The sequence below is a fragment of the Culturomica sp. genome (assembly GCF_003524185.1).
In the GTDB taxonomy this organism is placed as follows: domain Bacteria; phylum Bacteroidota; class Bacteroidia; order Bacteroidales; family Marinifilaceae; genus Culturomica; species Culturomica massiliensis.
The window spans coordinates 22,890-47,819 of record NZ_DOED01000023.1; the positions used below are offsets into that span (position 1 = coordinate 22,890).

21 protein-coding genes are annotated in these 24,930 nt (G+C 42.1%); 11 read left to right on the forward strand and 10 right to left on the reverse strand.

The features are described 5' to 3' along the window. The first annotated feature begins 9 nt into the window (after positions 1–9). Together DD657_RS08020 and DD657_RS08025 are read left to right on the forward strand one after the other, a co-directional pair. Positions 10–4,533 (forward strand): PL29 family lyase N-terminal domain-containing protein, encoded by a 4,524-nt coding sequence (locus tag DD657_RS08020; protein ID WP_287049499.1) that lies wholly within the window; start codon positions 10–12, stop codon positions 4,531–4,533. Between the two features lie 147 nt (positions 4,534–4,680). Continuing rightward, complete coding sequence (locus DD657_RS08025) at positions 4,681–6,321, forward strand: ArnT family glycosyltransferase (protein ID WP_287049501.1); 1,641 nt, start codon at positions 4,681–4,683, stop codon at positions 6,319–6,321. 45 nt (positions 6,322–6,366) lie between these two features. Here DD657_RS08025 and tsf read toward each other — a convergent pair whose 3' ends face one another. The 4 genes from tsf to rplM all read right to left on the reverse strand — a co-directional run bounded on the left by tsf (position 6,367) and on the right by rplM (position 9,046). After that, the gene (gene tsf, locus DD657_RS08030; RefSeq protein WP_021987879.1) at positions 6,367–7,185 is read right to left on the reverse strand and encodes a translation elongation factor Ts; all 819 of its coding nucleotides are present in this window, start codon (positions 7,183–7,185) and stop codon (positions 6,367–6,369) included. 104 nt (positions 7,186–7,289) lie between these two features. Next, the gene (rpsB, locus tag DD657_RS08035) at positions 7,290–8,105 is read right to left on the reverse strand and encodes a 30S ribosomal protein S2 (protein ID WP_021987880.1); all 816 of its coding nucleotides are present in this window, start codon (positions 8,103–8,105) and stop codon (positions 7,290–7,292) included. A 92-nt stretch (positions 8,106–8,197) separates the two neighbouring features. Beyond that, the gene (gene rpsI, locus DD657_RS08040; RefSeq protein WP_021987881.1) at positions 8,198–8,584 is read right to left on the reverse strand and encodes a 30S ribosomal protein S9; all 387 of its coding nucleotides are present in this window, start codon (positions 8,582–8,584) and stop codon (positions 8,198–8,200) included. A 6-nt stretch (positions 8,585–8,590) separates the two neighbouring features. After that, the gene (rplM, locus tag DD657_RS08045) at positions 8,591–9,046 is read right to left on the reverse strand and encodes a 50S ribosomal protein L13 (protein ID WP_021987882.1); all 456 of its coding nucleotides are present in this window, start codon (positions 9,044–9,046) and stop codon (positions 8,591–8,593) included. Positions 9,047–9,611: 565 nt separating this feature from the next. On the opposite strand from rplM, the gene DD657_RS08050 reads away from it, so the two are divergent. From DD657_RS08050 to kdsB, 6 genes are all read left to right on the forward strand, one after another. Continuing rightward, positions 9,612–10,124, forward strand: coding sequence for a YceD family protein (locus tag DD657_RS08050; RefSeq protein WP_068692365.1), 513 nt, complete (start codon positions 9,612–9,614; stop codon positions 10,122–10,124). Between the two features lie 15 nt (positions 10,125–10,139). Beyond that, positions 10,140–10,325: a 50S ribosomal protein L32 gene (rpmF, locus tag DD657_RS08055; RefSeq protein WP_021987884.1), complete on the forward strand. Its 186-nt coding sequence runs from the start codon at positions 10,140–10,142 to the stop codon at positions 10,323–10,325. A 182-nt stretch (positions 10,326–10,507) separates the two neighbouring features. Then, positions 10,508–11,506, forward strand: a complete 999-nt coding sequence (locus DD657_RS08060) for a beta-ketoacyl-ACP synthase III (RefSeq protein WP_273133006.1) — start codon at positions 10,508–10,510, stop codon at positions 11,504–11,506. 113 nt (positions 11,507–11,619) lie between these two features. Next, entirely contained in the window at positions 11,620–11,973 is a 354-nt protein-coding gene (locus DD657_RS08065) for a bactofilin family protein (protein WP_287049506.1), read from the forward strand. Positions 11,974–11,977: 4 nt separating this feature from the next. After that, on the forward strand, positions 11,978–12,346 hold the full coding sequence (locus DD657_RS08070; RefSeq protein WP_021987887.1) for a bactofilin family protein: 369 nt from the start codon (positions 11,978–11,980) through the stop codon (positions 12,344–12,346). A 7-nt stretch (positions 12,347–12,353) separates the two neighbouring features. Then, positions 12,354–13,097: a 3-deoxy-manno-octulosonate cytidylyltransferase gene (kdsB, locus tag DD657_RS08075; RefSeq protein WP_287049509.1), complete on the forward strand. Its 744-nt coding sequence runs from the start codon at positions 12,354–12,356 to the stop codon at positions 13,095–13,097. A gap of 24 nt (positions 13,098–13,121) precedes the next feature. Here kdsB and frr read toward each other — a convergent pair whose 3' ends face one another. The 4 genes from frr to nhaC all read right to left on the reverse strand — a co-directional run bounded on the left by frr (position 13,122) and on the right by nhaC (position 17,551). After that, complete coding sequence (frr, locus tag DD657_RS08080) at positions 13,122–13,685, reverse strand: ribosome recycling factor (RefSeq protein ID WP_021987889.1); 564 nt, start codon at positions 13,683–13,685, stop codon at positions 13,122–13,124. 309 nt (positions 13,686–13,994) lie between these two features. Then, positions 13,995–15,620, reverse strand: coding sequence for a M56 family metallopeptidase (locus DD657_RS08085; RefSeq protein ID WP_021987890.1), 1,626 nt, complete (start codon positions 15,618–15,620; stop codon positions 13,995–13,997). A gap of 6 nt (positions 15,621–15,626) precedes the next feature. Then, complete coding sequence (locus DD657_RS08090) at positions 15,627–15,989, reverse strand: BlaI/MecI/CopY family transcriptional regulator (RefSeq protein ID WP_021987891.1); 363 nt, start codon at positions 15,987–15,989, stop codon at positions 15,627–15,629. Between the two features lie 137 nt (positions 15,990–16,126). Continuing rightward, positions 16,127–17,551: a Na+/H+ antiporter NhaC gene (gene nhaC / locus DD657_RS08095; protein WP_068691519.1), complete on the reverse strand. Its 1,425-nt coding sequence runs from the start codon at positions 17,549–17,551 to the stop codon at positions 16,127–16,129. Positions 17,552–18,626: 1,075 nt separating this feature from the next. Here nhaC and DD657_RS08100 point away from each other — a divergent pair. The 3 genes from DD657_RS08100 to DD657_RS08110 are packed head-to-tail and all read left to right on the forward strand — an operon-like array spanning position 18,627 to position 22,313. Next, positions 18,627–19,883: a peptidase U32 family protein gene (locus tag DD657_RS08100; protein WP_068691521.1), complete on the forward strand. Its 1,257-nt coding sequence runs from the start codon at positions 18,627–18,629 to the stop codon at positions 19,881–19,883. 10 nt (positions 19,884–19,893) lie between these two features. Further along, positions 19,894–21,393: a lipopolysaccharide biosynthesis protein gene (locus DD657_RS08105; RefSeq protein WP_287049512.1), complete on the forward strand. Its 1,500-nt coding sequence runs from the start codon at positions 19,894–19,896 to the stop codon at positions 21,391–21,393. Continuing rightward, positions 21,393–22,313 carry an FkbM family methyltransferase gene (locus tag DD657_RS08110; RefSeq protein WP_068691523.1) on the forward strand — a complete coding sequence of 307 codons (921 nt, stop codon included), beginning with the start codon at positions 21,393–21,395 and terminating at the stop codon, positions 22,311–22,313. The genes DD657_RS08105 and DD657_RS08110 overlap by 1 nt, the downstream gene beginning before the upstream one ends. Before the next feature lie 165 nt (positions 22,314–22,478). On the opposite strand, the gene DD657_RS08115 is transcribed toward DD657_RS08110, so the two are convergent. Then, on the reverse strand, positions 22,479–23,501 hold the full coding sequence (locus DD657_RS08115) for a glycosyltransferase family 2 protein (RefSeq protein ID WP_287049515.1): 1,023 nt from the start codon (positions 23,499–23,501) through the stop codon (positions 22,479–22,481). Positions 23,502–23,601: 100 nt separating this feature from the next. After that, a complete protein-coding gene (locus DD657_RS08120; RefSeq protein ID WP_287049517.1) occupies positions 23,602–24,801 on the reverse strand; it encodes a glycosyltransferase in 1,200 nt (399 codons plus the stop codon). Positions 24,802–24,930: the final 129 nt, after the last annotated feature.

Sequence of the window (24,930 nt, forward strand, 5' to 3'; positions counted from 1 at the left end):
GAGAAGGTTATGAAGAAGCTTTGTGTGTTATTGTTGTCGGTTTTATTTTTTGCCGGATGCTATAAGGAAGATATCGATCGCTTATATTCCGAACAGACGAAATTAGAGGTGATGATTTTGGAGTTGCAGGAGCGATGTGAACAGATCAATAAGACGGTTGAGTTGTTGCAGACCTTGATCAACGGTTCGATGATCAAGGAGACCCGTCCTTTCGAAGATGCAGAGACCGGGGCATCCGGTTGGGAAATTGTTTTTACGGATAATACCTCTTTCCGGGTATATAATGGAAAAGACGGGGAGACTCCCGTCATCAGTGTCGTACAGGAGAATGAAGAATGGTACTGGACTTTGAATGGAGAGAAGTTAACGGATGCAGCAGGAAATCCGCTCCGGATGAATGGAAAAGACGGTATAACTCCTACGATCAATGCCGATGGGTATTGGGTAATCGATGGGGTTGTGACGAATATAAAAGCATCCGGTTCTACACCTACTGTCGAGATCAATGCTGACGGATATTGGGTTATTAACGGGGAGGTTACGGCGATAAAGGCTTCTGTGACAGAGCCTGCTCTGAAGATAGGGGCCGATTTGATCGATAATGCTGTTTTGCAGGATAAGACCGGAGCAACGATTGTGAATACCGCTTGGTATCTGTCGGTTGATGGAGGTCAGACATGGGTACGTGTATCGGGGAAAGATGGAGCGAATACGGGAGGAAGTGGCGGAAATACCGGAGGTGACGGCTGTCTGATCGAATCGATAAGCTTATCTGCGGATGGAATGACGGTGATTATTCTGTTGTCTAACGGTCAGGAGATCCGGGTGCCGAGCTGGGCTTGGGCGGAAACTTTGGTGCAGCAGGTAAATGATTTAGCTATCACATTGAATACTTGGATTACGAATGCCAAATACATTACGGACGTTGCTCCTTTGAAAGATGCAGAGGGAAAGGAGATCGGCTGGCGGATCAGTTATAATGATGCGACTTATTCCGATGTTTATAACGGTAAGGATGGGGTTACCGGTCCTGCCGGAGCTACTCCGGAGATACGTGTGGTAAAAGAAGGCGATGATTATTATTGGACAGTCGACGGAGAGAAGTTATTGATTGACGGACAACCTGTAAAAGCGAGTGCAATTACGCCTCAGTTGCAATTGGGGGAAGCATTGTCGGTGCCGGCGGATGTTCAGGGGCAACCTGTTGTTGCCGGGGTGTGGTATTTGTCTGTGGACGGAGTGACGTGGGCCCGGGTTTCGGGAGAGAAAGGCGATAGCGGAGATAAGGGAGATACCGGAGATGCTTTTTTTAAAAAGGCGCCTGAGATAGATGCGACGAACGGTTGGGTGATTTTTACTTTGAGCGATGGTACAGAAATAAAGGTCGCTTTGTATGATTGGGTAAAGTCGAAGTTTGATGAGATCAATACGGAGTTTACGGATGTGTGGAATTTACTGAATCAGGTTGCGGACCGCAAATATATAACTGCAGTAACGGAAATACGGAGTGAGGACGGCAGATATGTGCAGCAATATAAAATTGCATTTAGTGACGGTACAGAAATATTGCTCGGTAATACGGTGATTGGTATACGGAGCGCAACCCCGGCAGATGGAGGGGACCAGTCCGATCTTTACTGGACGATCAACGGTGTCGATTTATTGTATAACGGGCAGCCGATTAAAGCGAATGCGCAGGATGCACTGGGAGCTCCGCAGATAAAAACCGGTACGGAGCTGATAAATGCCGGCATTTCAACGGCAATCGGTGGAGAGAATATTATTCCGGCTGCTAATTACCTTTCTGTGGACGGCGGTTCTCAATGGGTAAGGCTTACCGGAGATCAGGGTATCCCCGGGGATAAAGGGGAACAGGGAGATCCGGGGCAAAGTGGGCTGATTGTAGAAGTTGTGAGAGATCCCGACGGTTTTTATGTGACGTTTAAATTAGGTGACGGAAGTGAGGATATTGTTGTCCCGACGAAGTTGTATATCGATAATATGGCCGAGCAATTGACTCGTTTAAGTGCGGACGTACTCGCCGTCAAAGAGTTTTTACAAGGGGGGATGATTATAAGGAGTGTAACGGAAAAAACGGAGAACGGAAAGAAGGTTTATGAATTGTTATGCCGCACATTCGGCGGAAGAGACCGGACGATTATCATCCGGGACGGTGCAGACGGATTGGCAGGATTGACTCCGACAATTAGCGTTCAGGCAGGTACGGGCGACGATAAAAATTATTATTGGGTCGTCAACGGCGAGCTTTTGAAAGATGCATCCGGCAATCCGATTCCGGTCAACGGTCAGCAGGGAGAGGCCGGTGTTCCCGGACAGAGTGCACCGGCTCCGCAGTTGAAACTAGGGAGTATGTTGTCTGTCGCTACCGATATGGAGGGCAATCCGATCGACGGTTTTGCCTTTTACCTTTCTGTCGATGACGGTGTGACATGGGCAAAAGTGTCCGGTCCGGAAGGTCAACCCGGAAAACCGGGAGAAGATGGTAATACCGGCGATTCCTTTTTTGAAAATGTGTCTTTATCGGCGGACGGATATTGGTTGACCCTTACGTTGAAAAATGTGGCGGATCCTGTTGTTGTCCCGACTCAAAAATGGATGAATACGATTCAGCAGACTATTCAGGATATGAATGACCGTATCGATGCTATCGATCAGATTCTCAATAACGGGATTATCATAACCTCTGTAACTCCTTTCGATGAGGATGGAAAAAGCGGTTATGAATTGATTTATACGAAAAACGGTGTTCGTGAAACGATAAAGATTTACAATGGGCAAAATGCTGCAACTCCGGTAATTTCCATAAAGCAGGATCCGGCGGACGGCGGTTATTATTGGACGAAGGATGGGGAATATATCATGGATGAAGGGGGGAACCGTTTCCCGGCCAAGGGGGATAAAGGCGACAGCGGGACTCCGGGAGATCCGGGACAGGACGGTAAGGATGCGCTTCTGCCGCAATTGAAGAGCGGACAAGAGTTGCAGAATGATTTGCACATTACTCAAGACGCTTCCGGAAATGCCATCGATATTGCGGCGGTTTATCTGTCGGTGGATGGAGGTATTGCATGGGTACGGGTATCCGGTGAGAAGGGTACGCCGGGTGAGGATGGCAAACCGGGAGACCCTGCCGATGCCGGTTTTACGGCAGAGTTGGTAAAACCCGATGAATATTGGATCCGTTTTACGTTTACGGATGGTACTGTCGTGGATGTGCCGACGAAAAAATGGGTAACGGAGATCAAAGATAAACTGGATGCTTTGAATACTAATTTTGAAGCTTTAAAAAACGTATTGGATAAAACGAAATATATCAAGAGCATCGACGTTTTGGATCCGGTTGCTGAGGGGGGAAAAACCGGCTGGGAGATTAAGCTGATGGATATTACCGGACAGGAAATATCTCCTTCGTACAAGATTTATAACGGAGTGGACGGGCAAAAAGGCGATCCCGGAGCGGAAGGCCCGGAAGGCAGTTCTCCGGTGATCGGAATGAAAAAAGACCCCGCGACACCTGGAGATGAAACCTTATATTGGACAGTGAACGATGCGTTTATGACAACTCCGGACGGTAGTTATGTTCCGGTATCCGGAAAAGATGCTCCGACGCCTCAGGTTGCTGCCGGTGCGACATTACCGGTAACGGTGACTCAAGATGCTGCGGGGAATGCGATTGTTATGTCTGCGTATTATTTGTCTGTCGATGGAGGGACATTGTGGTATAAGGTGAGCGGAGAAAAGGGCGATAAAGGGGATTCTCTGATTGAAAGCGTGGATGCCGTATCTTCTGACGAATATGTCCTGTTTAGCATGGCTGACGGCACTACTTTCAAAGTAGCCAAATATATAGAGATAACTATTGCGTTTAATGTCAGCGGTACACTTTCCGTACGGAAGAATTCCAGTGAAAATGTCAATTTTTCGGTCAGTGGTTCCTATGCTAAGAATTTATCATTGACGACAATTGTCGGTGGTAATTGGAAGGTATTGCAGTATTATGACGAAGCCGTTGGTTCCGGTACGTTGACGATTCAAGCGCCCGGGGCATGGGATCATAATAAAGTTGTGCTGTTATTGACAGATCAAAAAGGACGGGTGTGGACTTCTTCTCTGACGGTAGAGACGACTTGGGTTTTGGGAGATCCGTTTGTTGACACCCGGGATGAGCGTACGTATACGATTTATCGTTTCGATAATAAATTGTGGATGACGGAAGATCTGAAATATACGAAAGCAAACGGGTATACTTACAATGAATTGACGAATATATGTCCCCAGGGATGGCGTATTCCTACAAACGAGGATTGGAGTAATCTGAACGATAATTTCGATGTTTCTGCATTCGGATCGGCTTCTGTGGGAGGTGGATGGTGGTCCGGTTCTCCGGTAAATGGCGACGGTACGGCATCGATTTGGCTGATCAATGCTTCCAGTTTGAGTTCAGAACATGCCAATTTGGAAATTCCCCGAAGTGTAAGATGTGTTAAAGACGGATACAATTCGCCTTATTGATTTTTATGTATTTACGATTTTGGATGCTGTCTCAAGCGGATACGTGATCACTTATTCGGTCTATAAATCTAAAATCTAAAATTTAAATCCTACAATTAAAATATTACATTTGTCTGATGATTGGTGATAAATTCTAATTTTTCGGCTATGTATGACAAAAAGAATTTCCATTTTTTATTGTTAGGGATTGTCTGCTTTTTTACCTTTTTTATTCATAATAAGGTAGTTTATCCGGATATAATGGAGTCCCGTAACCTGATTACGGCCCATGAAATGGTTGAGTACGACAATTGGCTGGTGCCGACAATGAATGGTGTGCTTCGCCTGGAAAAACCGCCTCTCCCCACCTGGCTGGCGGCCGGAGTTGAGTTGATATCTCCGGATAATCTTTCCCTGCAAAGGGCTGTTGCCGGGATTGCAGCGACATTGCTGGTGTTTTTTTTATATGCTTTTGCCTCCAGACTGACGAATAACCGGCGTTACGGTTTGGTTGCGGCCCTGGTGTTGTGTACTTCCTTCAATATTATATTGATGGGACGAACGGCGACCTGGGATATTTATTGCCACAGTTTTATGCTCGGGGCCATTTATTTCTTTTATAAAGCTTTTGAACAGGAGGGCCGGCAGTGGAAGAATTTCGGTATGGCCGGGGTCTTGATGGGCCTCTCTTTTTTAGGGAAAGGTCCTGTATCCTTTTATGCTTTATTGTTGCCTTTCCTGTTGTCTTATTTTATCCTTTACCGGCCGTCGTTTAAAAAGAAAGGTTTTCCTTTGCTGGTCATGGTGTTGATTTGCCTGGCTATCAGTTGCTGGTGGCCCGTATACCTTCTTTTGTATCATCGGGATATGGCACTTTTTGCGGCTGATAAGGAATCTACGGCCTGGTTGTCACATAATGTCCGGCCCTGGTATTATTATTGGAAATTTTTCCTGGAGTCAGGTATCTGGTCGCTATTTCTGATTACGGCTTTGATCTGGCCTTACTGGAAAAAGAGGGTGACTTTAAAAAAGGAATATTTGCTGACTGTAGCCTGGACTTTTTCCGTCCTGATCCTGTTGTCTCTGCTTCCGGAGAAAAAAACGCGTTATTTATTGCCGATACTGATTCCGGCAGCTTTGGTTGTCGCTCATTTGTTTGTTTATTGGTCACATCAGATCCGTAGAAAAGGTTTGCTGAATCCGGATAAAATTATATTCCGTATCAATGCCGGGGTAATTGCTTTGGTGGGATTGGTTTTACCGGTGGCTGTGTATGTACTTTTCTATGCAGAAGATAAGATGGGATTGGGGCGTTTTATTTTTATTGCCTGTTTATTTTTGCTTGTATTCTGGTTGCTGGTTCGTTCTATTGTCAGAATCCGGCCTTATTTAATGCTTTGGGGCGTGGTATTCCTGTTTTTTATTGTTGAGATATTCCTGATGCCCTCTGTGGCTAATTTATTCAATAATGTGGAATGGAAAAGCATACACGGTGTCCGGAAAATAGAAAAATTGTCAGGGGTCCCGTTTTATTATCCCGAAGGGGAAAATTTGCGTATTGAATTGGTGTATGAGGCCGGGCGCAGAATATTGCCCTGGGATATGCAGAAAGATTCTTTACCCGCTGGATTGCCTTTTGTATTGGTTTCCACCCGGAATGCGGAGGAGACATTACCGGAAAGTGTTCTGGATAAAGTGGAATTGGAGTTGATAGATGTATATGATGATAATCATCGTCCTAAAGGTTCCCGCTGGTATTCCGATATTTTTATCAAATACGTGACATTGGTAAAAGAGAAAGAGAGATAAGTTGGTCTGATTGTAAAAAAAGCGCCCCGAAAGGCGCTTTTATTTTTAGTCATTCAGTGTAAATCTGATGAAAGAGGTAACGGTTAAATCCTTATCATGACTTTGTATGTAAGTTTTAACTGTTTCTTTCGGTTCTTTTACGAATGCCTGGTTCAATAAAGTTGCTTCCTGGAAGAATTTGTTCAAACGTCCTTGAGCAATTTTCTCAAGCATGTTTTCAGGTTTACCTTCTTCGCGGGCTTTTTCTTTACCGATTTCCAACTCGTGAGCTACGATATCTGCCGGAACATCGTCTTTATCGATTGATACCGGAGCCATAGCTGCTGCTTGCATAGCAACATCTCTCTTGACCTGGTTGTCGGCTTCTTTATTGAATCCGATGACCGTGGCCAGTTTATTACCCGGGTGGATATAAGCGACTGTAGCTTCAGCTTCTACTTTGCCGTAGTATGCCAACTCCAGTTTTTCACCGATAACACCGGTCTGTTCTGCAATCTGATCAGCGATAGAACGACCTTCGATATTCAAAGCCAGCAGAGCTTCTTTATCAGCCGGCATATTTGCTAATGCACAGTCGAGGATTTGACGGGTGAAGTTGATAAAGTTTTCGTTTTTAGCTACGAAGTCGGTTTCGCAATTCAAGCTAACCATAACGCCTTTTTTGCCTTCGGCAACAGCCAATACACAGCCTTCTTTGGCTTCTCTGTCGGCACGTTTGCTGGCAACTACAAGACCTTTTTTACGGATAATGTCTACTGCTTTATCAAAGTCTCCTTCGGCTTCGATAAGCGCATTTTTACAGTCCATCATCCCTGCATTCGTTGCATGACGCAACTTCATTACTTCAGCTGCTTTTATTTCCATAACTTGATTTTTGATTTAAGATTTACGATTTACGATTCCGGATTCAGATTGTTTTACTCAGAGTATTATAATCGTAAATCTGAAATCGTAAATCTGAAATCGATTTATTCTTCTGTTGCTTCTTGGGTTTCTTCAACCTCTTCTACTTCAACGGCTTCTTCGGCTCCTGCTTCAGCGTTTACCTTTTCAGCTTTTTTGCCGACAGGCTTTTTGTCTCCTTCTTTATCTTTTTCAGCTTTTCTTTCGTTCAAGCCTTCTTTGATAGCGTCACAAACCGTGTCCATGATCAAAGAGATAGAAGTAGATGCATCGTCGTTGCACGGAATAACGAAATCTACCGTGTCCGGATCAGAGTTGGTATCAACCATAGCAAACACCGGAATTCCCAATGCCCGGGCTTCTTTTACTGCGATGTATTCTTTCATAACATCAACAATGAAAAGGGCTGCAGGAAGACGGGTCAAATCAGCGATACTTCCTAAGTTCTTGTCCAGTTTTGCACGTTGGCGGGCAATCTGGAGTTTTTCTCTCTTAGAAAGGTGATCGAATGTACCGTCTTTTTCCATCTTATCGATGGTAGTCATTTTTTTAACAGCCTTACGGATTGTCGGGAAGTTGGTAAGCATACCGCCCGGCCATCTTTCCGTTACATACGGCATATTGATATTAGAAATTTTTTCTGCAACAATGTCCTTAGCCTGTTTCTTTGTTGCAACAAACAGAATTTTCCGTCCTGATTTAGCGATCTGTTTTAAAGCTGCAGTAGCTTTGTCTAACTGGATAGCTGTTTTGTTCAGGTCGATGATGTGGATATCATTACGCTCCATGAAAATATACGGAGCCATTTTAGGATTCCATTTACGGGTGAGGTGTCCGAAGTGACAACCTGCATTTAATAATTCGTCAAAATTTACAGACATAAATAATTTTTCTAAAAGTTTACATTCTTAATTTAAGCAATTGTCGGGTAGTCCTGATCAGAAGTCCCGTCAATTTAGATACTAAACTGCTATTAACGTTTAGAGAACTGGAATCTCTTACGAGCTTTCGGTTGACCCGGTTTTTTACGTTCAACTTCACGTGGGTCACGGGTCAGGAAGCCGGCGGCTTTCAACTGAGGTTTGTTCTCTGCATTAATTTCTACCAAGGCTCTGGCAATACCTAAGCGTAATGCTTCTGCCTGCCCTTTGAAACCACCTCCGTCAAGGTTTACCCGGATATCGTACTGACCGGTTACACCTAATAATTCAAGAGGTTGTTTTACAACATACTGAAGTGTCGGTAATGTGAAGTATTCTTCCAGATTCTTTTTATTGATCGTGATATTACCTTTTCCTTCGTTTACATAAACGCGAGCTACTGCTGCTTTTCTTCTACCGATAGCGTTAATTACTTCCATACCTTATTATTTAAATAAATTTAAATCGATTTTTTTCGGTTGTTGAGCCTCTTGTTTGTGCTCTGAACCGGCATATACAAAAAGGTTTTTCAGCACGGCTCTTCCAAGACGGCTTTTGGGAAGCATTCCTTTAACAGCATGTTCGATAACTCTTTCCGGATGTGTCGCTAATACGGCGGCCGGATTGGTGTGTCTCTGTCCACCCGGATAACCGGTGTGACGGGTATACTGTTTTTCGGTTAACTTATTTCCGGTTAACACGATTTTTTCGGCATTGATGATAACGATGTTATCACCGCAGTCTACATGAGGAGTGTAGGACGGTTTGTATTTGCCTCTCAGGAGTTTCGCAACTTTAGCGGCAAGACGTCCCAAAACTTCGTTTTCTGCGTCAATCAAGAGCCATTCTTTTTTTACCGTGGCTTTGTTGACGTAAGTCGTTTTGTAACTAATTTGATCCACTTGTTTTTAATTTAATATTAAACATCTGTTTGTATTTTGAAAAGATAAGTGCTTGCAGTTCTTTGGATTAAGGGAAACGCGACAGCCGGGCAGACTGATAAATCCTTTATCCCAGAATGTGCCTGTAAGGTAAATGGCTAAGGTTCAGCCTTACAGTTTAAAGCACAGACCACTTCAAAATGAAGGACAAAGGTATATAAAATATTCTTATAATCAAAGGATTTGGTCCTTAAGAATCGTAGCCGATGCTTCCGGGAACCGGGCGGTTCATTGCCTTCCGGATGCCGCCCGGTGATAAATCATCCGTTTATTTTTGATTTACGATTCTTCATTTTGCAAGGAAGGACTGTGGGTATAATCGAAAATCGTCAATCTGAAATCTAAAATTAAAACGTCAGTTTTTTGAATCCGGAACTTGGCCGGAAATAAGCTCTGTTGTTGTTCTGCGGATTTAAGTTGCTAAAGGAAACGGAGGTAAATCGTCTGGCATTAATCATTTTTTTCATTGTTTGTTTTTTACTTTTTACTTTTTGTTCTATCTTTGCGCCGTTTTACTTCTAGAATTGTGGACAGACTGGCAGAATATAAAATAGCTCACCGGGGTTTGGGAGAGGGACGTCACGTGTTCGATTTTGTTTTGGATGACAATTTTTTTAATTGTTTTGATGCGACAAAAGGAACCCAGGGTGCTGTGAATGCCAGGGTCGAGATTTTGAAGAGTTCGTTACTTATGGAAGTAAGAATAAAAATTGACGGCTCTGTAAAATCGGCATGCGATCGTTGTCTGGGAGAATTGGATTTGAAGGTGGAGGGAGAAATGGAGATGTATGTAAAACAGAGTGAGCGGGAGTCCGGAAATGATGACGATTTTATCGTTTTGGCACCGGAAGATGACTTCCTGGATTTGAGCACTTGCTTGTATGAGGTCTATATGTTGAATTATCCGATTCGGGTTGTGCATGAAGACGGTGAGTGTGACGGTGAGATGGAGGAAATGTTGGGTAAGTATTTAAAGGAAGAAAAAGATAAACCTACAGATCCCAGATGGGATGAATTGAAAAAATTAATTAATAACTAAATAAAGTAAAGAGAAATGGCACATCCTAAACACAAAATCTCTAAGCAGAGAAGGAATAAAAGAAGAACTCACGATGCACTTACCGTGAAGGCAATTGCAAAGTGTTCTAATTGTGGTGCTGCTGTACAGTATCATACCGTATGTCCTGAATGTGGATATTACAGGGGAAAATTAGCTATTGAGAAAACAGTAGTTGCCTGATTTATACTATACGGGATTGTTCTTATCATACACAGCCTCCTATAGTATAGGGGGCTATGCCTGTTTATTTAAATCCCGTTAGTGTACTTCTGACTTTTTATGTCGGAAATTGTTGTCAGATGACCGGAATTTTCGAACAAAAGCCAGGGAAGAAATAAATCAAAGTATATTAAATACATGTTATGGAAAGACCAAAAGCAATAATAACAGGAGTTGGAGCCTATATTCCCGATTATATTCTGAATAATGAGGAATTGAGTCGGATGGTAGATACTACTGACGAATGGATTATGACCAGAGTCGGTATCAAAGAACGGCATATCCTGAAGGATAAAGACAAAGGAAGTGCTTATCTGGGAGCCCGGGCCGTAGAAAATTTGTTGAAAAAGACAGGAACAAGTCCGGATGAGGTGGATTTATTGATTTGTGCGACAGTTACTCCGGATATGCATTTTCCGGCTAACGCCCAGATTATCGCAGACATGGTCGGAATCCGAAATGCTTTCGGATTTGATTTGAATGCCGGTTGTTCCGGATTTATATACGGATTGGTGACGGCTACACAATATGTGGAGAGCGGTCGCTATAAAAAGGTTGTTTTTGTCGGAGCAGAAAAAATGTCTGTTATTACCGATTATACGGATCGGAAAACCTGTCCGTTGTTTGGGGATGCATCTGCCGCTGTTTTGCTTGAACCGACGACGGAGAATTTGGGTGTGATCGATCATATTTTACGTTCTGACGGAAGTGGACGGTCTCATTTATATATGAAATCCGGCGGCTCTTTAAATCCGCCTTCATTAGAGACAGTAACGAACCGCGAACATTATATCATTCAGGATGGGCAATATGTATTTAAACATGCGGTATCCAAGATGGCGGACGTATCCGTTGAGATTATGGAAAGAAATAATCTGAAGGCAGAAGATGTCGCTTGGTTGGTGCCTCACCAGGCTAATCTGCGAATTATCGATGCGACAGGTCATCGGATGGGACTCGATCCCTCTAAAGTGATGATCAATATTCAAAGGTACGGGAATACCACTTCTGCGACAATTCCGCTTTGCCTTTATGAATGGGAAAAACAATTGCACAAAGGAGATAATCTGATTCTTTCGGCTTTTGGGGCCGGTTTTACATGGGGATCTGTTTATTTAAAATGGGCATACGATACGAAATAGTAGGAATGTGATTCCAAGGGGAAAACTGGTGATATCCGGAAGGATGTCACCAGTTTTTTATTTGGCTCGACCAACATTTTTATCTATATTCGTCTTTGATTTTACATGTGAATATGGAGTCTTATAATTGGGATGTAAATAATAAAGGGTCACGGGTATTGAAAGATACTGTGGTAAATGGGAATATCCGCTCGGAGAACAGTATTTATCTGGAGGGACGGGTAGCGGGCGATATCCATTGTAAATCGGATTTGGTACTTGCGGAGGGTGCAGAAGTTGACGGAGATGTGTATTGTGATAATTTATATATCAGCGGTGTGATAAAAGGAAATGTGGAGGTTGTACATAAAGCTTTTTTAGAAGAACATGCCGTAATAAAGGGGCATCTGATTACCTCCTGTCTGAAGTTGTATACATCGTCAGTGATAGAGAAAGGATTAAGATTGCAAGATAAAATAAATAAATAAGCGTATGGGCAAAGAAACGAATAGTAATGCTGTCAATTTGTTGTGTGAAGGAACTGTTATTGTCGGAGATATAAAAACAAAGAATGATATCCGGATAGATGGCATCATCAAAGGTAAGATTGTCACTTCAGGACGGCTTGTTGTCGGAAATACGGCCAAGATTGAAGGGGATATCGACTGTGTAAATGTCGATGTGATGGGAGTGATACTCGGCAATATAACAGCCAGTAATACGGTTTCTTTAAAAGCTCCGGCCAAGGTGATCGGAAATATCGTGTCTTCGGTGTTGTCGATAGATCAGGGGGTATTCTTCAATGGAAATTGCCAGATGATCAAGAAGGAACCGAAGGAAACAAAGGAAGTCATTAAATAGGTTCCGGATGCGAGTATTGATTCTTATTCCGGCGCGTTATGCTTCTACCCGTTTCCCCGGCAAGCCGTTAGCGGAAATCGGCGGAAAACCGGTGATACAGCATGTGGTGGAAAAGGCCGTTGCTGTTTCCGATTGTGTTTATGTGGCTACGGATGATCGGCGGATTTATGACCGGGTCGTGGCATTCGGAGGAAAAGCCGTCATGACGGCTGCGACACATTGCAGCGGTACGGACAGGTGTTATGAGGCTTATTGTAATGTGATGGCTTTACGGCAGGAAGAATACGATGTCGTCGTGAATATTCAGGGGGACGAGCCTTTTATAATTCCGGAACAGATTCGTGCTTTGGCTGCCTGTTTTGAAAATCCGGTGGTTCAAATTGCAACTTTGGCTAAAAGGTTCGAGTGTAATGCGGATGTTTTTGATCCGAATAAAGTAAAAGTGGTTTTTTCCGCTTTGGGACAAGCTCTTTATTTTTCCCGTTCTCCGATGCCTTTTTGCAGAGGTGTCGATCAGGAAGAATGGATAAAAACAGCGGTTTTTTATAAACATATCGGGATGTATGCTTATCGTCCGGAAGTACTGAAAGAGATTACGGCCTTGTCTCAAGGCAGATTGGAAAAAGCAGAGTCGTTGGAGCAATTGAGGTGGTTGGAAAACGGCTATCAAATAGCTGTTCGTATCACCGATCACGAATCTATCGGTATCGATACGCCCGAGGATTTGGAAAGAGCCAATGCATTGATATAAAGAAAGCCGCAAATGCGGCTTTTCTTATATCGTCATAATATCTTTTTCTTTGGCGATCAGCATGTCTTCTATTTTTTTGCTGAAGGTATCTGTCATTTTCTGAGCTTCGGTTTCGGCATCTTTGGCTACATCTTCCGGCAGGCCTTCCTTGACCAGTTTTTTGAATTCATCGATTGCATCGCGGCGTGCATTCCGGATACTGATCTTTGCTGTTTCTCCTATGCCTTTTGCTTGTTTCACCAATTCTTTTCTGCGTTCTTCTGTCAAAGGCGGTACGTTAATGCGGATGATTTCTCCGTTGTTGTCCGGATTGAAACCTAAGTTGGCGTTCATGATTGCTTTTTGAATGGGGGCCAGCATATTTTTTTCCCACGGCTGTACTGCAATTGTACGGGGATCGGGAGCTGTGATATTGGCCACCTGAGATAACGGGGTCGGTGTACCGTAGTAATCTACCAGTACATCGTTTAAAATTTTAGGATTGGCTCTCCCGGCTCTGATTTTTGCCAGTTCATTTTCGAGATGGGTCAGGGCATTTTGCATTTGCTCTTTAGCATCGTCCATAAATAATTTTACTTCCTCGTTCATATTTTATTTTTTGAATGATTTAAACGGACCTCCTCTATATTGTCACTGCCTTTAAATAAATTACATCTGTAACAGTTAAATAAAACAGTATCGAATATCGGATAAAACAAAGGTAGAAAAATTTTTCAGGATTTAAAAAATCCACAGCACTTTGCAATCGTAAGTGCTGTGGATAATTATACGGTATTATATTATTCGGATAAAAATACCTGAACCTGCATTAATTTTTGATTTTCCCCCAAAGATGGGATTGATTTGTGCGTATAATTAAAAATTCGTAAATCAAAAATCTGCAATTTATATGTTGACTTATTTTGCTGTTGTCGGCTCGAATACGATTGGAAGCGTATAAGCTACTTTTACAGCTTGTCCCCTTTGTTTTCCGGGTGTCCATGCCGGCATGGCGTTGATGACCCGTAAAGCTTCGTTATCAAGAGCCGTATTGCCGCTGCTTTTGGAAATTTTTGCATTGTGGATTGTTCCGTCTTCAAAAATAACGTATTGCACGTAAGTTCTGACTGGCGCTTTTACATCTACTCCTGCCGGAATCCGGAGGTTTTCCTGCAACCATGCTTTTTGATTGCCGTTAAACCGGGGCATTGTTTCTACTACCTGAAAAATGTCATCCGCTTTCGGAGCCGGTGTATCCGTTTGCTGCTTGGGTGCTGCCGGTTTGCTTATTCCAAAATTGATTGGTAATGTATACTGGACATCTACCGCTTGTCCTTTTTGCTTTCCGGGAGTCCACGCTGGCATAGATCTGATTACCCGAAGCGCTTCTGCATCCAATAGCGGATTAGCACCTTTGGCTATTTTCGCATCCCTGATTTTTCCGGTTTTGGTGATAATAAAGCTGACATAAACTTTACCACCGATACCTTTTTCGATAGCTTCGACCGGGTATTTAATATGTTTGTTTATCCATGCTGTGGGGCTGCCTTCGCTGAATTGAGGCATCTCTTCTACCACTTGGAAAACTTCTGATTTTGCCGTATCCTGGGATTGGACAGCCAGAGTTTTAATTGTTTCGGAAAAAAATTCTGCCGGTTTGGCAATTGCCGGTTTACCGGTAACGATGCAACTGAAAGATAGGAATAATACTCCGCTAAGAATAAAAGCAGGAATGTAATACCATATCCTATACCTGGGTGTTTGTTTTTGTGTCATCATAATCATACGTTTTTTAAGATTTGAACATGAAAAACCATTGCTGAAAGAAAGGTCTCCTTTCAGTGTCTGATTGACGAGCAGCCGAAGATAACTACCGGTTTGAAATCTCCTGACAACTTGCCGATCTGCTATATATTCATGGTTTTGGACTATAGCCTTTTTGAATATCCAGATGAGAGGATTGAACCAATTGAAAATACAAAGGATACTGAGAAGATGAAGGTCCAGACTGTGTAATTGCCGGATATGAATCTTTTCGTGTTCGAATATCTTGTGTTTGTTTTCTTTGTCAAGTCCTTGGGTGTTTATATAAAGACGGTTGAATACTGAGAAGGTTGAATGGTTTTTGTTTTGTAATAATATAAAATACAAGCCTCTGAATTTTTTATGCGGGTGTTCGTGGCTTAACCAGAATAATTTATTCCAAAAAGACAGATAATGTAAACCGAATAAAAATACGCCCGCCCAATAGATGTATTTTAGATAGTCGTAAAGACTATTGCCATGGGCCTGGATATGCTCCGGTTGGGAGGCGGTTTCGATTTCCTGTAAGAAGTTTGCCGGTAATACCGGAAGTGGGGAAACGTTTTCGTTCACCGTTAAAGTAATTTGTATAAAGGGTATGCAAACCGCAAAAATGACTGATCCCAACAAATAAATCCGGTTGAGGTTGAAAAAAGTTTGTTTTTTCAATACCATTTGATAATACAAAAGCATTATTCCTAAAATGGTTGCGGATTTCAATATGTAGGTCAAAAATAACATATCGTTTTAGTTTTGGTTGGCTTTCAGTTGTTTGAGAATTTCTTCCAGTTCCCGAATGTCGATTTTTTCCTGGCGGGCAAAAAAAGATACCATTTGCGGAAATGAATTATTGAAATAATTGCCAATAAAATGCCGGAGAAATTTACGGGTATATGTTTCTTTATCCATTAAAGGATAGTAACAATGGCTTTTGCCAAAACTTTCGTGACTTACGAACCCTTTGTCCTGTAATATGCGCACGATTGTTGAAACCGTGTTATAAGCCGGTTTGGGTTCCGGTAGCTTGTCTACAATTTCTTTTACGAATGCCCGGTTCAGTTCCCATAGCACTTGCATGATTTGTTCTTCAGCTTTTGTCAGTTCTTTCATTTTCTCCCTTATTTATAGGACAAATATATAACTAATTTTTTAGTTACAAAACTAATTCCTTAGTTTTTTTTTATTTCCAGGCTCTATTTTCCACTTTTCGTCCCGGTATTAGGGATGTTAATCTTTACTGACCTTCTTTATTTTAATTTCCGGATTTTATAATTGATAGCGGTGATAAAGATATTCATGAGCGGAGAAATCAGGTTGAAAAAACAAAAAGGGAGGTATTCCAGCGTGGCGACTCCCAATACTTTGGAGTGTGTTGCTCCGCAACTATTCCAGGGAACGAGCACCGAAGTCATGGTAGCCGAATCTTCGAGGGCCCGGCTGAGTACTTCGGGTTTCAGCTTTTTTTCCTGATAAGATTTTTGAAGCATTTTTCCGGGAATGACAATAGCCAGATATTGGTCACAGGCCGTGATATTGAAAAATATGCACGTGCCGATAGTTGTACCGACCAGTGAAGTTTGGTTGGTAATGAATAGAAGGAAGGTTTGGGTTACTTTTTTCAAAAAACCGCAGGCTTCCATAACTCCTCCGAATGTAAGGGCTGCCATAATCAGCCATACGGTGTTCAGCATGCCTGCCATCCCGTTTGTCGTCAGGAGGTTGTCTACTTCGGTGACTCCTGTCGTTAACGAGACTCCCTGAAATACCGATTGGGTCAATAGTTGATATTTGTTTTCTAATCCTTCCGCCGTGATCAGTTGGTTCAGTAGTTCGCCTTGAAACAGAAGGGCAAAGAGTATGCCGAATGTCGTTCCACAGATCATTGCCGGAATGGGGGGTACTTTTTTGATGATGATGATGATTAAAGCCAGGGGAACGATAAGCAGGAAAGGCGAAATGTGGAAGGTTTGAGCTATTCCTTCCTTAATAAATTCTGTGCTGACGGTTGTGTTGTCGCTCCAATGAAAGAGGCCGATGACGGCAAAAATAACGAGGGTCAGAATCATAGTAGGACCGGTCGTGTAGATCATATAGCGGATGTGCGTGAACAGATCGGTACCGGCGATTGCCGGAGCCAGGTTGGTGGTGTCGGAAAGCGGAGACATTTTGTCTCCGAAATATGCGCCGGATATGATCGCTCCGGCAACTAGTCCCGGATTGAGCCCGAAAGCATTCCCGATACCGATGATGGCGACCCCGACGGTTGCAATCGTAGACCAGGAACTTCCCGTTGCCAGAGAAACAATGCTGCATAGGATGACTGTTGCCAATAGAAAGTAGGAAGGATGCATAATATCGACGCCATAATATATCATCATCGGGATCACTCCACTGATCATCCAGGCGCCGCTTAATGCCCCGATCAGCAGCAGGATCAGAATAGATGTCATAGCCGAATGAATGGTCTGAACGATTTTGCGTTGCATGTTTTCCCATTTCACTTTATTGTGCCATCCGATCAGTCCTCCTATTATAGCTGCAATAAACAAGGCAATCTGGTTGGCTCCACCGATCGGATCTTCAAAGTATTTTACATTAAGAAATAGCAGAACAATCAAAATCAGCACGGGAAGCAGGGATTGTATAAACGAAGGGCTTTTACTTTCAGTCATGGATAAACAAATTAAATTATAACATTATTGTACCGATAAATCTGGCCGAAAGTTTACCGGGATATGTTTTTATACATCAATCCTCCGGCTGCTGTCGTTATTTATTTTTGTTTGAGCCTGGAGTTGCCAGACCGATGTGTTTTACTTACAGCTTTTGTCGTTTCGACTCAATGAGGATACAAAAATAAAAGAAATACTAACGCTAATGATTCGATAATCAAAAATATACAGATTTCCCGGATTGTGTATTTTTTAGTATTTGTTTAAAAATCGTCAGACCGGAAAATGGATTCCCGGGTATGGATTTTCTCCGGCTGTCTATAAAAACGGACGGAAATTCTATTTAGTTCTATTAAAAAACAAATTGACCTGAATAAAATCCCCACAGCTATCTGATTTCAATTCTACTCCAGTTCTATTAAAATCAAATCAGGAATATTAAAGAATAAAATGTGATAATGATTTCAATTCTACTCCAGTTCTATTAAAATCCGTTAAGTGGTTTGTGGTATATATATGATATATAGATATTTATTGGTTGTGTGTGTTTTGTTTTTAGGATTGTTTGCAGTCGACCTTTCGTTCTTTTATTTTCCCTGACCTTTGACGACTTGGGTTAAGGTGTTTGTTTTCAGCATATCAATGAACTTGTGTTGTCCGTTTTCAGAAATAGTTTTATTGTTTGGACTGATTTTTGGCGGGACCGACGCCTCCAAAGAAAGCTATTTTGTGTTAAGGTTAAAACTTACAATGCTTTTTAGCGAGTCTAATTTAGTAAAAAATAGTCGTTTAAAATCGGAATTTGAATAAAACGAATTGTTGTTGTCTAATTTTTTCCATTGATAATGATAAAACAGATACATTATTATAGTTGTATTTGCCGGATTGATAAATAGGAAGTACAGGTTCAAAATTTGAAGTTGTTTTTTTATTACCGATTAAAGTATACCTTTGTAGGTCAGTAAAATAATCAGGGTTCTGAAATATGTAATTTGAAATAGTTAAAGATGCATTGGAGGTTTTAATTCTTTGGGTTTAAGGGAAGGATAAAACAGGAAATGAATTGATTTACGGTATGGAGAGAAAAGATTTTGAAATAATGGCACCGGTCGGGTCTTACGAATCTTTGTCGGCGGCCTTGCAAGGGGGAGCGGATTCGGTGTATTTCGGCGTGGAGGGTTTAAATATGCGGGCCCGTTCGTCGGCTAATTTTACTTTGGACGATCTTAGAAATATAGTGGGGATTTGTGAGGAAAAAGGAGTAAAGACTTATTTGACTGTAAATACCATTATTTACAACAATGAGTTACAGAAGATGCATGAGGTGATCGATTGTGCGAAAGAAGCCGGGGTATCCGCCATTATTGCATCTGATTTGGCTGCTATTCTGTATGCACATTCCCGGGGAGTTGAGATACATATCAGTACGCAGTGTAATATTACGAATTACGAGACGGTACGTTTTTATGCCCAATACGCGGATGTGATGGTATTGGCCAGGGAAATGGATATGAATCAGGTGGCTGATATTTACCGCCGGATACAGGAAGAGCAATTACGTGGACCGAAAGGAGAATTGATACGTATTGAAATGTTTGCCCACGGAGCTTTGTGTATGGCTGTGTCGGGGAAATGCTATCTTAGTTTACATGAAAAAAATGCGTCGGCTAACCGGGGAGCCTGCTTTCAGATCTGCCGGCGGGCCTATACGGTAAAGGACCGGGAAGGTGAGGTCGAACTGGATATTGAAAACGAATATATCATGTCTCCCAAAGATCTTTGTACGATCGGTTTTCTGAATAAGATGATCGATGCCGGAGTGAGGGTGTTTAAATTGGAAGGACGTGCCCGTCCCGCTGAATATGTATTGACTGTCTGTCGTTGTTACGATGAGGCTTTAAAAGCCATTTTGGATCGTACGTATTCTGCTGAAAAAATTGAAATTTGGAAACAACGGTTAGCGACTGTGTTTAACCGGGGCTTTTGGGACGGTTATTACCTGGGACAGCGTTTGGGAGAGTGGAGTGAAGTGTACGGTTCGAAAGCGACTCGGAAGAAGATAGCATTGGGCAAGGTGACGAACTATTTTTCGAATCTTCAGGTCGGGGAATTTAAGCTGGAATCTTTCGATCTTTCTGTAGGAGATGAAGTATTGATTGTCGGGGAGACGACGGGTGTTATTGAAATGAGGGTGCCGGAAATCCGGGTCGATTTGCAGCCTGTGGAGAAGGTTAAAAAGGGTATTCTTTTTTCGATGCCGGTACCGGAAAAAGTCCGGAGAGGAGATAAAATCTATAAATGGGTTGAAACTACACCTGATTTGATGCAATAAGAGATAACTTATGGGTATTGTTATCCGACAGAGTATAAAAGCGACTATTGTAAATTATGTCGGGGCTTTTTTGGGGTTTGTAACGACAGTGTTTGTCATGACACGTTTTTTGAAACCGGAAGAAATAGGCTTGACGAAGGTCATTTATGAGGTTGCGGCTCTTGTGGCAGGGTTTGCGCAATTGGGGACATCGGCTTCTGCGATGCGTTTTTTCCCTTATTTCAAAAATCCGGAGAAAAATCACAATGGTTTTTTCTTTTATCTGATGCTTATGCCCTGCATCGGTTCTTTGATATTTGTTACGCTGTTTTGGCTTCTTAAAGCACCGGTGATTGAGTTTTTCGAGAGTAAATCTGCCCTACTGGTGGATTATTACAATTGGATTATTCCTTTGGTTATTTTTCTGGTGTTTTGGGCGGTTTTGGAAACTTACGCCAATGTTTTATTGCGTATCGTCGTTCCTAAATTTATCCGGGAAATCGGAGTACGTGTCGTTTTACTGACTGTGTATTTGCTCTATGCTTTTCAATTTTTGAATTTGAACGGTTTGGTAACCGGTGTTGTCCTGGCTTACGGCATGGCTATGGTAGCAAGTCTCGTTTATGTTTCCCGTATTGCTTCTGTTTCTTTGAAGCACGATACGACATACATTGACAGGGATTTATTGGTTAAGATCGGCAAATACACGTTGTTTCTGGTGGCGGCTGCCTTAAGTGGGAATATAATAGGTCAATTGGATCTTTTTATGGTGAGTTCAGAATTGGGATTGAATTACGCCGGTATATATACCATTTCTTTTTATATGGCGACGGTGATTGAAATTCCGGCGCGTTCGATTACGGCTATCGCTTCTCCTTTAGCTGCTTCCGCATTGAAAGACGGGCATCTGAATGAAGCGAACCTATTGTATAAAAAAGTGGCTTTGCATCAGTTTATCGCCGGAAGTACGTTGTTTTTACTGATTTGGATCAATATCGATACTATTTTTTCCGTTATTCCGAACGGAGAGGTTTACCGGGCGGGTAAATGGGTCGTTTTTTTTCTGGCAATGTCCCGTCTGGTGAGTTTGACATTGAGTTTCGGAGGTTCATTGATTTCATTTTCGCGTTATTATTACTGGGGGTTGTATTTTACTTTTTTCCTGACAGCCCTGACGATCGGTTTTAATTATTTATTGATCCCTCATTTTGGTATAAACGGAGCTGCTATGGCAACTTTGATTACTTGTTTGTTGAGTTATTCATTTCAGCAATGGATTGTTTTGAAAAAAATAAAAGGGAATCCCTATTCGGCAGGTATCTTTAAGCAGATAGGCTTGATTCTGTTTTTGTGGGGATTGAATGAGTTGCTGCCGTATGCCGGTAATCCTTATGCAGACGGAGTGTATCGGACGGTCATTATCGTTTCCGTTTGGTTTTTCCTGACTTATTATTTTAAAATATCCGCAGAGTTTTGTGCATTGGCGGATAAATATGTGTTTCATTTTTTTGGAAATAAAAACGAGAAGTAATGGCGTGTCAATGTTTGAGAAAGATAAAAGGAAAATGGTTGAGCTTTTGTAAATACAATAAGCAAAGAATCATGCGTAGTCCGAGGTATTTGTTGACACAACGTGTGAGATTATTTCTGGAACAGGGTAGAGATTTGAATATGCCTGTCGGTGAGGCAGAAAGAATCCGGAAATTTCTTCGCTGGAATTTGGTCGGTGTTTTTAATGATCCGTTCGTGCATTTGTATAATTTCAGAGGGTATAATGTGTTGCGGGACCGGGAAAAGGATTTGTGGTTTGTATATACCCCGGAAGGAAAGAAATTGTATTTCAAAAGAGGAATGAGCCGTAAGGAAGCCGTCCGGACTTATCGTTCTCTGGAAGAGGAGCAGGATTTGCATTCTCCGCATTATTATTTTTTCGATGGGCTGACTCTTTCCGAAAATAGTGTCGTTGCCGATATCGGTGTGGCGGAAGGGAATTTCGGATTGAAGATTGTGGACCGGGTTAAGGAGTTGTATTTGTTCGAATGTGATGCCGGATGGATCGAGGCTTTGGAGGCCACTTTTGAGCCCTGGAAGGATAAAGTGCATATTGTCAATCGTTTCGTTTCGGATACGACTTCGTCCGATACAGTCCGATTGGACGATTTTTTCAGAGATAAAAGTGTTCCCCACATCTTGAAATTGGATGTGGAGGGTGCGGAAGTTGCTGTTCTGGAAGGTGCGGCAGCTTTTTTGAAGGAGGGACGTATTTCTGATTTGTTGGTGTGTACTTATCACAAAAAAGGAGATCCTGAACGTCTGTCTGCAAAATTGGAATGCTTCAATTACACAATCGCTTTTTCACAGGGATATATGCTGTTTTTAACAGAGGGCTACCAGGCACAACCACCCTATGATTTCCGGAAAGGGCTGTTGCATGCTACGTATAAATTGTAGATTTTAAATTTTAAATTGTAGATTTTAGATTGGTTGACCAAGGGATTTGGCGTCGGATTAATCTGGATTTAAAATTGTAGGTTTATGATTTTAGATAATATCCGTAATCCTCCCCACCCTCAAAGAAGAATCGTAAATCGTAAATCATAAATCGTAAATCAAAAATTAATCTGTCTTTTTTCCGAATAGTGTTATCAGCAGTAAGAATGAGAGTTTGGTTACCGGGTATTTTTTCAGGTATTTCAGGTTCTCTTTTTTGTACAGATACCGGAGAGCCTGCTGGAAGGCCGGGTTTTTGCGAATGGGTGTTAAAGTCCGTAAGGCTTTGAACAGCGATTTGTGTTTCACTTCATTGCGGAAACCCGAGTACAGTGAGAGGAGAATGTTGTCTGCAAAATGGATGTACTCTTTTTTCAAAATATGCTGCCTGTTTAAGAAGTCGTGGACGTACATCAGGTAATTGGTGATCAGTTCGATGGATCTGTAACTGTAATTTGAGCCGGAATTACTCTGGTGATAGCGATGATAGGTGAAAGCTTCGTGAATGACATTTACCTTTTGTGCGAAGAAATAAGTCTCTATCAAAAACAAGCGATCTTCGAACGTTATTTCCCGGTTATCCTGAAAAACGATGTGATGCTTTTCGAGAAATTGTCGTTTGAAGAGTTGTGTCCAGACACTGAAATTCGATGTAATGGAGCAGGCCGGATTGTGATTACAGGGGCCGCTGATTAAAAATGCGAATGATTCTTTTTGAAATACTTCGTCGGAATAGTTTTGAGGGAAACCGAAACGCTGGGTTTTTCCTGTGCTTGTTATACCGTAAAAATTGCTGACAACGATGTCAGCCTGGTTTTGCTGTGCTTTGGAGTACATTTTTTCGTACATATCCGGAGTACAATAGTCGTCGTGGTCCACCAGGCTGATGTATTCTCCGGTGGCTGCTTTCAAGCCTTGATTCCGGCTGAGTCCGATGTGTAAATTGGCAGGGTTATAAATCAGCTTGATCCGTTCATCTTTCCGGGAATAGGATTCTGCTACTTTATCGCTTCCGTCCGTCGGACAGTCCAGTACGATGATAATTTCAATATCCTTTAACGTTTGATTTAATATGGATTCTATTCTTTCGGGAAGATAGATACCTGCATTATAAACCGGTATAATAACACTGATTTTAGGCGTATGCATTTTATAAGGATATCTTTTTGTTTATATATTGTGCCGACAAATATATATATAAAAAAGATATTTATTTGAATCGTCATTTCCAAATCCGGATACCGGACTTTTAGAGATTACTAAATAAACGGCACCACTTTTGAATAATGTGACCGATGCTGAATTGCCGGCAACTGGCTAAAGCATTTACGGCTATTTCCTCCCGTTTGCAGAAGTCTGTCATAAGTTCTTTTAATTGGGCGGCATATTCGTGGATATGCCGGTCGGGAATCAGGATGCCGTTGTCGTGATTCCGGATCATGTCCTGTAGAGCTTCGTAAGATTCAAAAGCAATCGGGACTACCCCCATTTGCTGTGCTTCGACTAAGGTCAGTCCCCAACCTTCATAAAGGGAAGTCATCATAAAAATGGATGCGCGGCGGTAGTATTCCAAAGGTTCCTTTCTGCCTTCGAACGAAATATTTTTTAAACCCAGCTTATGGGCCAGAGTTTTATAATATAGCTCGTCTTCACCATTCCCTAAGATAACCAATTTCCAGTCGTTGTATGATTCTGTTTTTTCAATGATCTGCCAGATTTTAAGGGCCAATGAGAGGCGTTTGACCGGCTCTGTAAGGCGTGCGACGATCAGTACTTCTTTGTGTTTCCGGATTAGTTGATCCGGGGAGAGAATTTCAGGCAGCGACAATGGGTTGGGAATGGCAATGATGTGGTTGGCACCTTTAATATCCGCCAGTTCGGCATAACGGGGAATATAATGAGGAGATAAAAGGACAAGGCGGTCACAATGATCGTATATAAAGCGGTATTTGTGTCGTATGCAGGCTTTCGATATGCCGCTGAACGGTGTTTTACCGACGATATACTGTATTATAGACTTTAGGGTGTTCATCCGGTCCGGTAGGTGAAGCAGGCGTCGTAAGCCGATCCCGGGGGGAATGCCAAAAAGCTCACATCCCGGATAGGTGTGATAACAAAAAATGATATGCAGGTTGGGAAATTCTGATTTTAATGCATAAAGAATCGGGAGCGAAAAATAGATATTTTTTTTAGTGGTCAGATTGACAATGATTTGCGTGATTTGCCGGGTTTCAATGAATTCCTTGATTTGTTCGTTTGCTTTATCGGCGGAGACGTGTATTTTCCCGTTAAATTCACTTACCGGTAACACTTTGCTTTCGTTGAGATAAGCCAGGTAACATTTCCAACCGGGCATGTTCATAAATTCTCTGGATAGAAAATGAGTTACCCGGTTAACTCCTCCCTTGTTAATTGTGATATCCGAGTCTGCAAAATATAGGATATTCATATTGCGGTACTGAATAAAATTTGCGGTAACTGTTGAATTGATCGTTTACGTAAATTTTAAATTATTTAACAAGCTGGCGGTTGGCAGATTCATTTAATCTAAAATTGTAAATCTACAATTAAATCGTCC